Annotated in this window: 14 protein-coding genes; 6 read left to right on the forward strand and 8 right to left on the reverse strand. The window is 41.3% G+C overall.

The annotated features are described in order from the left end of the window. Window positions 1–11 precede the first annotated feature (11 nt). A complete protein-coding gene (locus BLT18_RS11010) occupies window positions 12–1,193 on the forward strand; it encodes a CaiB/BaiF CoA transferase family protein (RefSeq protein ID WP_091274007.1) in 1,182 nt (393 codons plus the stop codon). Between the two features lie 208 nt (window positions 1,194–1,401). On the opposite strand, the gene BLT18_RS11015 is transcribed toward BLT18_RS11010, so the two are convergent. Both BLT18_RS11015 and BLT18_RS11020 read right to left on the reverse strand, forming a co-directional pair. Continuing rightward, entirely contained in the window at window positions 1,402–2,505 is a 1,104-nt protein-coding gene (locus BLT18_RS11015) for a 5-methyltetrahydropteroyltriglutamate--homocysteine S-methyltransferase (RefSeq protein ID WP_091273910.1), read from the reverse strand. Between the two features lie 285 nt (window positions 2,506–2,790). Continuing rightward, window positions 2,791–3,444: a type 1 glutamine amidotransferase domain-containing protein gene (locus BLT18_RS11020; protein WP_091273912.1), complete on the reverse strand. Its 654-nt coding sequence runs from the start codon at window positions 3,442–3,444 to the stop codon at window positions 2,791–2,793. 100 nt (window positions 3,445–3,544) lie between these two features. Between BLT18_RS11020 and BLT18_RS11025 the strand changes: the two genes are divergently transcribed. Then, window positions 3,545–4,033, forward strand: a complete 489-nt coding sequence (locus tag BLT18_RS11025; RefSeq protein WP_091273914.1) for a metallophosphoesterase family protein — start codon at window positions 3,545–3,547, stop codon at window positions 4,031–4,033. A gap of 132 nt (window positions 4,034–4,165) precedes the next feature. On the opposite strand, the gene BLT18_RS11030 is transcribed toward BLT18_RS11025, so the two are convergent. From BLT18_RS11030 to BLT18_RS11055, 6 genes are all read right to left on the reverse strand, one after another. After that, window positions 4,166–4,801, reverse strand: a complete 636-nt coding sequence (locus BLT18_RS11030; protein WP_091273916.1) for an NAD(P)-dependent oxidoreductase — start codon at window positions 4,799–4,801, stop codon at window positions 4,166–4,168. Between the two features lie 68 nt (window positions 4,802–4,869). Beyond that, complete coding sequence (locus BLT18_RS11035) at window positions 4,870–5,280, reverse strand: Rrf2 family transcriptional regulator (RefSeq protein WP_091273918.1); 411 nt, start codon at window positions 5,278–5,280, stop codon at window positions 4,870–4,872. A gap of 117 nt (window positions 5,281–5,397) precedes the next feature. Beyond that, window positions 5,398–6,411: an LLM class flavin-dependent oxidoreductase gene (locus tag BLT18_RS11040; RefSeq protein WP_407639928.1), complete on the reverse strand. Its 1,014-nt coding sequence runs from the start codon at window positions 6,409–6,411 to the stop codon at window positions 5,398–5,400. 213 nt (window positions 6,412–6,624) lie between these two features. Continuing rightward, a complete protein-coding gene (gene tatC / locus BLT18_RS11045; RefSeq protein WP_091273922.1) occupies window positions 6,625–7,347 on the reverse strand; it encodes a twin-arginine translocase subunit TatC in 723 nt (240 codons plus the stop codon). 71 nt (window positions 7,348–7,418) lie between these two features. Beyond that, window positions 7,419–7,640 carry a twin-arginine translocase TatA/TatE family subunit gene (locus tag BLT18_RS11050; RefSeq protein ID WP_091273924.1) on the reverse strand — a complete coding sequence of 74 codons (222 nt, stop codon included), beginning with the start codon at window positions 7,638–7,640 and terminating at the stop codon, window positions 7,419–7,421. A 110-nt stretch (window positions 7,641–7,750) separates the two neighbouring features. Further along, entirely contained in the window at window positions 7,751–9,181 is a 1,431-nt protein-coding gene (locus BLT18_RS11055) for an alkaline phosphatase PhoX (protein WP_245705249.1), read from the reverse strand. Between the two features lie 754 nt (window positions 9,182–9,935). On the opposite strand from BLT18_RS11055, the gene BLT18_RS11065 reads away from it, so the two are divergent. From BLT18_RS11065 to BLT18_RS11080, 4 genes are all read left to right on the forward strand, one after another. Beyond that, a complete protein-coding gene (locus tag BLT18_RS11065; protein WP_091273927.1) occupies window positions 9,936–10,208 on the forward strand; it encodes a hypothetical protein in 273 nt (90 codons plus the stop codon). Window positions 10,209–10,233: 25 nt separating this feature from the next. Beyond that, window positions 10,234–10,491 (forward strand): hypothetical protein, encoded by a 258-nt coding sequence (locus BLT18_RS11070; protein ID WP_091273929.1) that lies wholly within the window; start codon window positions 10,234–10,236, stop codon window positions 10,489–10,491. Window positions 10,492–10,972: 481 nt separating this feature from the next. Then, window positions 10,973–11,740, forward strand: a complete 768-nt coding sequence (locus BLT18_RS11075; RefSeq protein WP_175487478.1) for an IclR family transcriptional regulator — start codon at window positions 10,973–10,975, stop codon at window positions 11,738–11,740. Between the two features lie 47 nt (window positions 11,741–11,787). Next, window positions 11,788–12,561 carry an IclR family transcriptional regulator gene (locus tag BLT18_RS11080; protein WP_091273933.1) on the forward strand — a complete coding sequence of 258 codons (774 nt, stop codon included), beginning with the start codon at window positions 11,788–11,790 and terminating at the stop codon, window positions 12,559–12,561. Window positions 12,562–12,734: the final 173 nt, after the last annotated feature.

Consider the following 12,734-nt stretch of genomic DNA (forward strand, 5'->3'; position numbering starts at 1 on the left):
GACGTTCTTTGATGCTGCCGTTAGATGGGATAAAAGTGCTGGATTTGTCACGTGTGCTTGCAGGGCCGCTTGGGTCGATGCAGCTGGCAGACCTCGGAGCAGAGGTGATTCGTATCGAAGCGCCAGCAGGCAAAGATGATATTCGACACTGGTGGCCGTTTGTTGGAGACGAAAGCACGTATTACCTTTTAGCTAATCGAAATAAAAAATCGGTTACTATAAACTTAAAATCAGATGAAGGCAAAGCATTGTTTAAGCAGTTAGCCAAAGATGCGGATGTTATTATTGAAAACTTTAAAACAGGAACGCTCAATCGGCTGGGCTTTGGTTACGACACGCTGCAAAAGTTAAAAAAGGACATCATTTTATGCTCTATCACTGGATATGGACAAACAGGTCCTTATAAACAGCTGCCAGGTTATGATCCGGTCATACAAGCGGCAGGGGGTCTGATGGATGTGACGGGCCAGCCCGATGGAGAAGCTACGAGAGTAGGTATTCCTGTAGTTGATATTATGACGTCGCATTACGTGGCAATTAGTGTTTTAGCGTCTTTGCGAAAGCGTGACTTGACGGGGGAAGGCGAGCATATTGACTTATCCCTTTTGGATGTGCAGGTAGCTTCGCTTGCAAATGTGGCAAGCAGTTATTTGCTTAAAGGCCATGTGTCCACACGAGTTGGCAACACCCATCACAATATTACGCCTTATGAAACATTTGATTGTGCAGATAGACCCATTATGGTAGCAGTCGGGAATGACCGTATGTTTCAGCAGTTGGCGCAAGTAATGGGGCATCCGGAATGGAAAGAAGATTCTCGCTTTCAAACGAATGAACAACGTATTGCCCATCGCAAAGAGCTTCGTGAATGCCTGGTGGAAGTGTTTGCAGAAAAAAGTGCAGCAGAGTGGGAAACAAGGTTATCATCTGCAATGATTCCGTGTGGACAAGTGAACAATGTCGAACAAGTATTCCAACACCCGCAAGTAAAAGCACGAGAAATGGTAGAGACGACAGTACATCCTAAACTCGGTGAAATCAACATCGTAAAAAATCCCATTCGTTTTAAGCATGCAAAACTGAAAGCCAGAATGCATCCGCCCTTATTAGGCGAGCAAACAGAAGCGGTGTTAAAAGATTACGGTGTATCAGAAGAAGCAATTGCGGAGCTGCAAGACAAAGGCGTCATATAATTATGTGAAGCGGCGTCCTTAGCTGGACAATAAAGAAAATACGGCTAGACTGGTGCTCATTCCTTCATGCAGGCGATATTTTCTGGTACGAGTGACGTATATAGGGCTTTTCAACGTGTTGAGAATGCCGGTCGTTCATCCATTCCAACACTTGATATTTTTCTAGTATAAAAAAACCGTCCTATTCGATAGGACGGTAAGGCGGTAATTACTTCCAAATATCCGCAGCAATGGAGACAACGTGACGAAGTTTCTCCCATTGTTCTTCTTCTGTAAGCAAGTTGCCTTCTTCTGTGGATGCAAAGCCGCACTGCGGGCTGACGTTCAGCTGCTCCAGCGGGACATATGTAGAAGCTTCTTCGATGCGGCGTTTTACGTCGTCGGCATTTTCTAATTCACCAGACTTGGATGTGATGAGCCCTAGTACAATTTGCAAATCTTTTCGTTTTACAAAACGAAGCGGCTCAAACCCACCGGCACGGTCGCTGTCATATTCTAAGAAAAAGCCATCAACATTCAGACCGTCAAACAAAATTTCAGCTACGGGCTCATAACCCCCTGATGAAATCCAGGTAGAGCGGAAATTGCCGCGGCAGATGTGCATAGTAATCTTCATGTCTGCTGGTTTGTTCTCAAGAGCTGTGTTGATAGTATATTGATACCATTTCTTTAGCTTTTCTGGATCCTGCCCTTTTTCTCGTATTTTTTCTAGCTGCTCATCGGAACAAAAATAAGCCCAAGATGTATCATCAAGCTGCAAATAACGGCAGCCCGCATCATAAAAAGCTTTTATTGCTTGCTGGTAAGCTTTAGCTAAGTCAGTAAAGAAAGCTTCTTCATTGTCTTGATACATATCAGCCTCCATTTCACCGCGAAAATGCAGCATGCTTGGGCTCGGAATAGTCATTTTAGCAGTGTAATCTCCTGCTGCTTTTTGTAAAAAGGAAAAATCTTCTAACATTGGGTGATTGCTAAAGCCAAGCTTCCCAGTAATTTTAATAGAATGAGATTTTGTTTTGGTTGCTTGGAACTGAATACCGCTGTCTGTGTCGTATCCTTGTACGCCATCTAAGTTTTCCAAGAAGTCAAAATGCCACCAGCTCCGGCGGAATTCTCCGTCTGTGACGGCTTGCAAGCCAACTTCTTTTTGTTTTCCTACAATTCGTGTGATTTCTTCATTTTCTATGTCACGCAGCTGCTGTCTGGTGATTTGCTGCTTCTCATACTGACCGCGTGCTTCTTTAATGCGATTAGAACGCAGCAAACTGCCAACGTGATCAGCGCGATAAGGCGGTTGAAGATTGTCTGTCATGAAATATTCCTTCTTTCTACATCGTGATGTGAAAAGAGTAACAAAATATCCAGTACATGTAAAACGCTGCACTTTCCATCATTCTTTTTACCTAAAAAGTGGTAAGATAACCTTTTTATAGGTTTTATTTTCTAGAAAGCTGTACTGCCATACATCACTTTGGACAAGGAAAGATTAAATGAATATGCCTATGAAACAAATACAACAAAATAACCCCCATCCCGCCTTTTGCGGCGAAATGGGGGAAGATGGTTGAACAGGGGGACTGTGGAGGCATAATTTGTTTTATTGCAGGGCCTCTACGACTTTTTCTGCTGTACTTCTGCTTGACTGTGGATTTTGACCAGTGACGAGGCGACCATCAGCTACGGAGTAGTCTGTCCATTTCTCTCCTTGTTGGAAGTCAGCCCCTTTTTCACGCAGAGTAGATTCGAGCATGAATGGCATGTGCGTATCAAGCTGCATTTCTTTTTCTTCTTCATCGGTGAAAGCAGCTACTTTTTTACCGTCAACAATTGATGTGCCGTCTTGGTATGTTGCGTTGACGAAGCCGGCAGGACCGTGGCAAACAGCGCTAATCACCTTATTATTTTCCGCAAAGTGCTGCAGCACGTTTTGCAGCGTTTTATTTTCTGGGAAATCAAACATCGTTCCGTGGCCGCCCGGAAGGAAAATGGCGTCAAAGCCGTCCTTATCATCTTCGCTTAATGTTGCTGTGTCTTGTAATTCAGCTTCAGCACCTTTCCATTCAGCTTTGTCTTCTATACTGTTAGGATCAAGCGGTACTTCGCCGCCTTCGATGCTCGTTACTTTTACATCAAAGCCATTTTCTTTAAAAACGTTATATGGAACAGCAAATTCCTCGAGCCATAAACCGGTTTTGTGATCATCAGTAATCGTGGTGTGGTTCGTTACGACCATAAGAATACGTTTAGTCATGTTGCATGCCTCCTTTTCTTTTTGCAGAAACCATTTTATTATGATGTACAAATCGTTGTAAAAGATTCTGCTTCATAATGTGAAAAAGGAGGGACTGTCGGTGAAAGTAATTATTGTATCGGATACACATATCCCAAAAAAAGCCAAAGTGCTGCCCAATCGGCTGCTTCAGGAGTTAGAAGAAGCGGACTGTATCATTCATGCTGGAGACTGGCAGGCAAAAGAGGTATTTCATGAGCTGCAGCAATACGGCAAACTGTATGGTGTGTCTGGAAACGTAGACGGTGAAGACATCAAACAATTGATGCCGGAAAAACAAGTGGTAGAAGCTAACGGATGGAAAATCGGTATTGTGCATGGGCACGGAGATAAGAAAACGACAGAGAAACGCGCAGTTGAAGCATTTAACGAACATGTAGACATCATTGTCTTTGGCCACTCGCACTTGCCTGTATTGAAATTTACGGGCAAAACAATGTTATTTAATCCGGGATCTGTGACCGATAAGCGGAAATTGCCGTATTATTCATTTGGAAAGCTGATTTTAGACGACGAGATACATGCAGAGCATGTTTTCTTTAAAAATTAAAACGAAAACGTAAGCAGTAAACCTATCATTTAGTCTGCTTTCTTTCAGCGTGTGTTCATCATTGTTATTGTAGTATAAAAAACGGGGCTTCCATAATTAGCGCCCCGTTTTTGAAGAAGTATTTCCTGCTTATTAGTTTGATTCGCTAACAACGGTGAAACGTTCATTGATATGCTCTTCGTTTTCGATTTCATCGACAACCGCAATGGCATAATCGGCATAACTGATATAACTTTTTCCTTCATTATTTGTGATAAGGTGATCTTTGCCTTTTTTATACCTGCCGCTTCGCTGTCCTTCCGGGTCAAATTCAGCAGCAGGGCTTAAAAATGTCCAGCGGATAGAGGAAGTATTTTGCAAGGCTTCGAGGTTGCGCCCTTGTCCATTAGCTGTTGGTTTAATCGCATCAGGAAATGCAGGAGTGTCAATTAAGCGAGTGGTTTTTTCTTCATCTACATATAAGCTGCCAGCACCACCTACGACAAACAATCTTGTGTCGGTGCCTTGCAGGGCATCAATGAGCGTGTGGCCGGCATCCACATGTGGCTGCTCTTCTCCCAGCGGTGCGCCGAAACTATTAACCACTGCATCAAAACCAGCTATATCATCCGTACGAATATGAAAAATGTCTCGTTCGATAACAGGTATACTTTCCCTCACTTTCGCTGCGTCACGAACAATGGCGGTGACATCATGACCGCGGTTAAGGGCCTCTCTTACAATAAGTTGTCCTGCTTTTCCAGTTGCGCCAACAACTCCTATTTTCATTGTTATTCCTCCTATATCTTTGTTGTAACTGAAATTGTTACAAGTGAAGCGTGAAGAGACACCTTCTTTTAAGAAAAAAGGTGTTCTGTAATATCCTGCAGCGATTGATTGGCTAATTCGGTTTTCATTGCTTCTTCGACACGCACAAATGTATCATCTAATGTTTCTTGTATCCGCTTGCCTACAGGACAATTTGGATTAGGGTTTTCGTGAACAGAAAACAATGCATTGTCTGAAAAGACAGCTTCATATATATCCAGTAAACGGATAGAATCCGGCGGTCTGGCAATAACGGCACCTGCAGTTCCGGGTCTGGTATGAATGAGTCCTTTTTTTCTAAGTAACCCTGAAATTCGCCGGACAACGACCGGATTAGTGTTCACGCTTTGTGCGATAAATTCAGATGTTAATCTTTCGTGCGGATAAGCGGCAAGAAGCGATAAAATATGAATAGCTACACTTAAACGGCTGTTTATCATGATTGTTCCCCACCTTGTAACAAAAACAGTTACATTTTATACGATACAGAAAGCCATAATTATTGTCAAACGAATATGCAAAAAGCCAGCACCTGCGCTGGTGCCGGCTTACCATTACTATTTAGTGATATCTGCGACAATTTCATATGAACGCAGGCGTTTTTGATGCTCATATACTTGTGTATTAATCATGATTTCATCGGCTTGCGTGTCATGTAAAAATGTTTGCATTTTTTCTGCGACGGTATCAGGGCCGCCAAAAATGGAAGCGGAAAAACGCTGTTGAATGAGCATCTTTTCGTATTCTGTCGCAATGTCATCCATGTTTTCAATCGGCGGCTGCAACGGTTCTTCAACATTTCGCATTTGGTTTAATATACGCTGTTGATGGGTAGTGCTTAAGTATTCTGCTTCTTCATCTGTTTCTGCCGCGATAACATTTAGTCCAACCATAGCATATGGTTCTTCCAAAACATCAGATGGTGTAAAGGAGCGGCGGTACAAGTCGAGGGCAGGCAATGTATTTTCCGGTGAAAAGTGGCTGGCAAATGCAAATGGAAGTCCGAGCTGCCCGGCTAGTTGAGCGCTAAATCCACTTGAACCTAAGAGCCATACCGGTATGTCCAATCCTTGTCCCGGAATAGCACGCACCCGTTTCATCTTTTGGTTAGATAAAGGTTGTAAATAACTGCGCAATTCATCTAGAAGCTGAGGAAAATCACTTCCATCACTCCCTGTATGCCTGCGCAGGGCATGAGCAGTGAATTGATCGGTACCTGGTGCACGTCCTAAACCTAAGTCAATCCGTCCAGGATACAGCGTCTCAAGCGTTCCGAATTGTTCAGCAATGAGAAGGGGGGCATGATTTGGGAGCATAATGCCACCTGAGCCGACACGAATCGTAGAGGTATTCTCAGCAATATGTCCAATAAGCACGGACGTGGCAGAACTTCCGATAAACGGCATATTATGGTGTTCAGCCAGCCAATAGCGGCGGTATCCCCATTTTTCCGCATGCTGGGCTAAATCGCGCGTGTGATTGTAAGAGTCTCGGATGGTGTGTCCTGTCAAAATAGGAGATAAGTCTAAGACAGACAATGTTACGTCCTGCAATGTTTTATGGTTTGGCATCATTTCAACTTCCTTTTTATCGTTGTCTGTCGTTTATTCTAACAAGTGTTATGGATTTTCCAAAGCCATATGAATGGAAAAATGCGGAGAAGGTAGAGAAAAGCTCATACAATGATGTGAGAACGGTCATCAGCTGCAGTCCGTTGATAACCGTTCACAGCTATGATGAAAGAGCGAACGAAACAGGTTACGAAGAAAGTAATGAAAAAAGGTTTAAGAAGAGCTTGGCATGTTCGTTAATCGTTTTCGATATACGATTCGGCTAATCATAATGCTTATTTCATATAAACCTAATAAAGGAATAATAACTAGCACGTCGGACATAAAGTCAGGCGGAGTAATTAATACAGACAAAGCAACGAGTGCTAAATACGAGTATTTTCTTGCTTTTGCTAATTTGACTGGGTCGATAATACCCAGTTTTGTTAAAAACATAATAACCGCAGGCATTTCAAACAGAAAGCCAAATGGAACGGTAAGATGGAGCATAAATGTAAAGTATTTTTCGACTGTAAAGAAGGTAGCAAAATCATTACCGGCCAGTCCTTCTAAAAAAGAAACAACGAGAGGAAACAAAATAAAATATCCAAAACCAATACCTGCAAGAAACAAAAAAAACAAGGCAGGAATAAAACCAAGTGTCGTTTTTTGTTCGGTTTTTGTCAGTGCCGGCTGCACAAATTTCCATACTTGCAGTGCAGCAATAGGGAGGGTCACGGCGAGCGCAGAAGTGCCTGCAATCATCATGTATACCCACAAGATATCGGCTGGCCCAAGTAAAGCCAGCTGATCTTCTAAGTCTTTCACAAGAAAAAGATAGATATCACGTACAAAAATAAATGATACAACAAAGGCAATAAGAAAAGAGAACAACGTAATAAGTATTCTTTTGCGCAGTTCGCCTATATGGTCAACGATGTTCATTTCTTCAGACATAGTATGTAAAACTCCTTTCTGTGGTACATGCAAAAATGTAAGCAGGTAGAACCTGCCTACATTTTTTTACATTAACTTCCTGTTTTTTCTTCATTTTTTTCTACTGCCTGAAGGTTTCTTTCGGATGTTTTATTTTGTTCATCTCCATTGACAAGATCATTCGTTGCTTTCTTAAACTCTTTTAATGTACTTCCAAAAGCACGTCCAATTTCAGGAAGTTTTGACGGGCCAAAAATAATAAGCGCAATAACAAGTACGAGAATTAATCCGGGTATACCAATATTGGAAAGCATCGGTTTCCCTCCTTTTGTTTAATAGATGAGTATCGTTATGCAGCTCAACGCAGCAGTCCCTGTGCCATCTTTTTACACATGTCTGGTGTCTTTAAGTCATTTGCGTTGTACTAAAGAATAGGCATTCCATGGCGGTGGAAAGCAGCTGCTTCTAAAGCAGACAGACCTTTTCTTTCTGCGTATTCAGCTAATTTGTCGTCTATTTGAGGTGCATAAGCAGCAGGTGGTGCCGCATGTCCCATTTGACGTTGACGGCCTGCATTTCTGCGTCCAAACGGTCCCCAAATTGCAAACGTAATACCAGGGCTTTGGATATTTACAAAGAAAGTTCGTCCATCTGTGGAGAACGTAGGTCCGGCAAGTTCAGAACTATTCAGGCGGTTTTCTGCGAATGTATAGACTTCACCTTCTGGAGTCATACCAACGATACGGTCTGTACCGCCGCCATCTTCAGCAATCCACAAGTCTCCCCATGGTGTAATACAAATATTATCCGGCATTTCCAAGTCATTGCTGCTTGTGGACTCATAGAACAACTCTAATGTATTTGTAGCCGGGATGTAACGGTATACGCGGCCAAGGTTTTTATCCCCAGCAGATGTATCATCGAACCAGAATACACCGCCTGCGAAATAAGCTCCTTCTAAGCGGCTGAATTGAATACAGTCTTTTGCGATAGCATCATCACTTGGTTTTTCAGGATCCAAGTCTTTCCATACAATAGAAAAGTTTTGTCCGCTCTCAAAGTCTCCTGCAGAGGTAGAAGATGTTTCTTCGAGTGCAGCAGCTTGCAATCTTCCGCCTTTTTGCAGGGCACCAACCTTTTGACTGCGGTCGTTTGGAATAAAACGGTAAAAGAAGCTTGGGCTTGAATCTTCGGTTAAGTATACAATGCCTGTTTCCGGGTCAATAGCTGTTGCTTCATGAGAGAATGCACCCATGTCTCTAATTGGTGTTTTTGAAAGCTTTCCTTCTGGGTCATCCGGGTCCACTTCGAACACATAACCATGCCCGCGGTTGAGTGTTTCTTCACAAGTGAGCCACGTTCCCCAAGGCGTCGCACCGCCAGCGCAGTTTCGAATCGTTCCGGCAGATGTTACGTATTCTTCTTCAATTTTGCGGTTTGGTCCAACAACAAGTGCCGTAGTTCCCCCAGTTGCATCCTTATTATATGGATTTTTCCCTTCGACAGGGTGAGCATGGTTGCCGCTTAACTCATGGTTTCTTACAAGAACGGTCGAATTATGTTTGCCGGGGAAGGCTGCCATCCCATCGAACATTGCCGGAACAGGACGCCCATCACGGAGCTTGCCGCCTTCTTCGGAAATGATACGATACTGAAATCCCTTGGGAAGGTCTAAAATTCCGCCTGGGTCTTTTTGCAGCGGTCCAAATCCAGCTGTTGAAGCAATGTTGTTAGGAGCAGCAAGTGATGTTTGTTTTCCTCCAAACGAAAACAAGCCGGTTGTTCCTAGTGTGACTGCGAGCGTACTCATCCCGCCTGCTTTAATAAAATCACGACGATTCATGTGTTTATTCACGACAATAATTCCTCCCAAAATTGATTTTAGAGTGCCATCACTAAAGCAGCTCCAACTAAAAAATTACTAGATTAATGTTGATATATAGTGTAATGAATGTAAAAAATACTTAAATAGGTAATATAGGAAAAAAGATATAGGTATTCATGGAGGAAGGAAGGGGAGAAAGAGTATTTTGTAAAATAATAGATCTAAGAGATTGGGTAAAAAATAAATGAGTAGGTGGCAGGTAAGAGGACAATGGTTCAAATGTTATAAAGAGTATAAATTTTTTGTTTTCATTATGTGTATAAATCTTTATATTTTTCATGTCTTATTTACATATTCTTAAAACAGGAATATATGAAACGTGAAAAGACTTATTGGTGTGATAAGTGAAATTAGTAAACAAAAACGTAAAAGATATAAAGATGAAGGTAAATCCAAGACAGGTTGTTTAAAAACCATAGGGGATGAGCGTATACGGAAGCTCCGGCAAAAGTCCTTTCAGGGGCAGCCACATTTAATTGTTCGTTTGCTTGGTAAGGAATGTTAGCAGCTGCAGGCTGTCGACTGGGTACACTTATTAAATCTTTGGAGAATGTTTCATTTATCTGTTTTTCCGCTTATTGCAAGGACACCTGCGGTATGAATGACATTTGCTTAAACGAGAAGTGGACTTCGTTATTCGTTGAAAATGAGAGAATAATAGAAGCCTGCCTATACTACTTCGTTTTAAACACATAATCTATAAATAGAAAAGGAGGTGAATAGATTGAGTTATTATGGCAGGCGCGGTGACGTCTATAGTAGAAATGATAACGATAACTTCCTGAAAAGCGACAGCCGGTCAAAAAGTGAGAATGAAAACTTTTTAAAAGATAAAAACTATAACAATAATGAAGCGCGTGCAGTTATTGATAAGAGTGGTAATGCAAACGTTGATGTCCACGTAGACGCTGAGTCTTTCTCAAAAAGCCGTAACAAGGCACAGGCAGATGCTGATGCAGACCGAGGCGGTGGACGCAGAAAACGCTGCTGCTATTAAATAGTGTTTATAAGGGGGTGTGGTAATGAGAGAAGACAAAAGGGTGCACAGCATATCGCGTGTGGATAAAAGCGGCAATTCTGACGTTGATGTCACGGTAAACATCGATACGTCAGCACTGGCATATGCTTATGCGTGTATGATGTATGCAGAAGGGAAGCTGAATAAACGCCAGTTTGACCATATGGTAAGAGAAATGGACCAATTATATGACCGTAAGGAATACACGCGGCGCTTTCAAAAAGAAGAAACACGCAAGCCGGTACCGTGGTTATTTACGTAGACAGTGTCCGCCAGAAAACAGCTGCCCCCACAAGAGCAAGTAAATAAACCGGACGAACAACACTTGTTTTTCCCCTTATAAAATGAACGGTTAAAAACGAATGTTTTGATGAAAAAGTCCGCCCTCTCCGTTAAATAAATGAATCGGTTGTCAGCTTATATTTTACAGTACGTGCGCAGTTAGAAAAGAAAATATCCCCCATAGTATTCCCCTCCGTTAGAAGGAAAACTTCAAGCAACTGTTTTTAACGTTTGCTTGAAGTTTTTTGTTGCGTTTTATCATTATTTGGAACTGTTTTAAACGCTTTTATCTCTTTTAGAAGCCTTTGGTTGTGAATTGTTTGCTTTTCCATGTTTTTCCCTTCAAAATAATACATACCTTCTAACGAGAATGATATACCTTATATACTATTGTAAATACAAGGCACAGTATTTTTACTGCAATAGATAGCCAATGTTGCTTTGTATGAGGGGGGATGGCAGTGAAAGGTAAATATGTAATTCGTACAGTTGAAAATGCCATGCAAATACTGAGGCTGTTTACTTCGGAAAAACGAGAATGGACGTTGACAGAAATTGCGAAGAAAAAAGAAATGAATATTGCTAGTGCACAGCGCCTTGTAAAAACATTAGAAAATTATAAATATATAGAACGTTCATCTGAATCTAAAAAGTACAGGCTGGGATTATCAATCTTGCGATTATCAGGAATTGTAACGAGCACGATGGAAATTCATCAAGAAGCAAGGCCAATCGCTGAAGCGTTAGTAGAACAATTAGGAGAAGCAGTACACATAGGTGTGCTAGAGGGAAGTGAAACAGTTTATTTGGAAAAGATAGAAAGTCTTCATCCGGTTCGGCTTGCTTCTTACACCGGCAAGCAAAACCCTGGCTATTGTACGGGATGTGGAAAAGTGGTTTTAGCATATAAGGATGTTCGTGAACAAGAACGGATGATGCATGAGATGTCACAAAAGGGGTTCTATCCCTATGCATCCAACACCGTTACAACTATTAATCAATTATCAGAAGATTTGAAAGAAATTAAACGCCAAGGGCATGCCGTGTGTGTCAATGAATTTAGTGAAGGAATTACCAGTATTGCTGCACCTATCTATGATCATCGTGAAACAGTCATTGCAGCAATTAGTGTAACTGGTCCGCATAATCGTATAAATATTGCTGAAAGCATCAAAGAAGTCGTAAAGGCCGGAGAGCGTATATCAAAAAATTTAGGTTATATATTTTGATGCTGTGATTGGTAAGAACAAAATATTTGTAAAAGGGAGATGATAAGATGAAACAACAGCGGTACTCTTCACTGGAGAATGCATTGCGCCTTCTGGAACTATTTCGGGTTGAAGAATCAGAACTAGCGCTAAAAGTCATTGCCGATAAGCTTTCAATTGCTGAAAGTACAGCTCACCGGCTGCTTACTACACTAAAAGAAGAAGGTTTTGTTGCAAAAGATGATGTATACAATAATTATCGACTCGGGGTTTCTATTAGGGCACTAGAAGCTGTACTGATTAAGGATATAGAATTATACAATCAATCGCTGCCAATATTAAACGCATTAGCAGATAAAACAGGAGAAAACGCTTCAGTTTGTATCATATTTCGCGGCGAAACTTTGTATATAAACACAGTGGAATCACCTAATACTGTTTATGAAAATCTAACCTATCCAGGAAAATCTCAGTCTGTCCTGGATACAAGTGCAGGGAAAATCCTTATTTGCGAGTACAATGAATCACATATAAAAAAGGTGTTGAAGAATGTATCCCTGGAAAGTTATACGCAATATATATCAGAACAACCTGTGATTTGTGAACAAGGATATGCAGTTAGCTATAACAATTTTTCATCGGGATTAACATCGGTTGCTGTACCAGTAAAAAACCTTGAAGGCACTATTACAGCAGCTGTTGAACTGATTGGATTAGAACAACGTTTTAGCAGGGAAAAAATCCATTCCTATGTATTGAACGCAAAAGAAGCAGCTGTACAATTAAAAAAACAATTATTTCAAAAGAACAAACAGTCTTTTTTTATCGATAGAAAAATATAAAAATTCAAATAAAACATCGATGTCGTCAATATGCCGTGGATATTTACGTAAATGCAGTGAAGCAATTACCTGTGCTATCAGACTAGGGTAGCGCCAGGTTTTTTTCTGAAATTTTTTAAATTATCACATAGAAGAATTTAGTGTTTCCAGATGAAAAATAATGGTGTTAATAT

The sequence above is a fragment of the Alteribacillus persepolensis genome (assembly GCF_900099605.1).
Classification (GTDB): Bacteria; Bacillota; Bacilli; order Bacillales; family Marinococcaceae; genus Alteribacillus; species Alteribacillus persepolensis.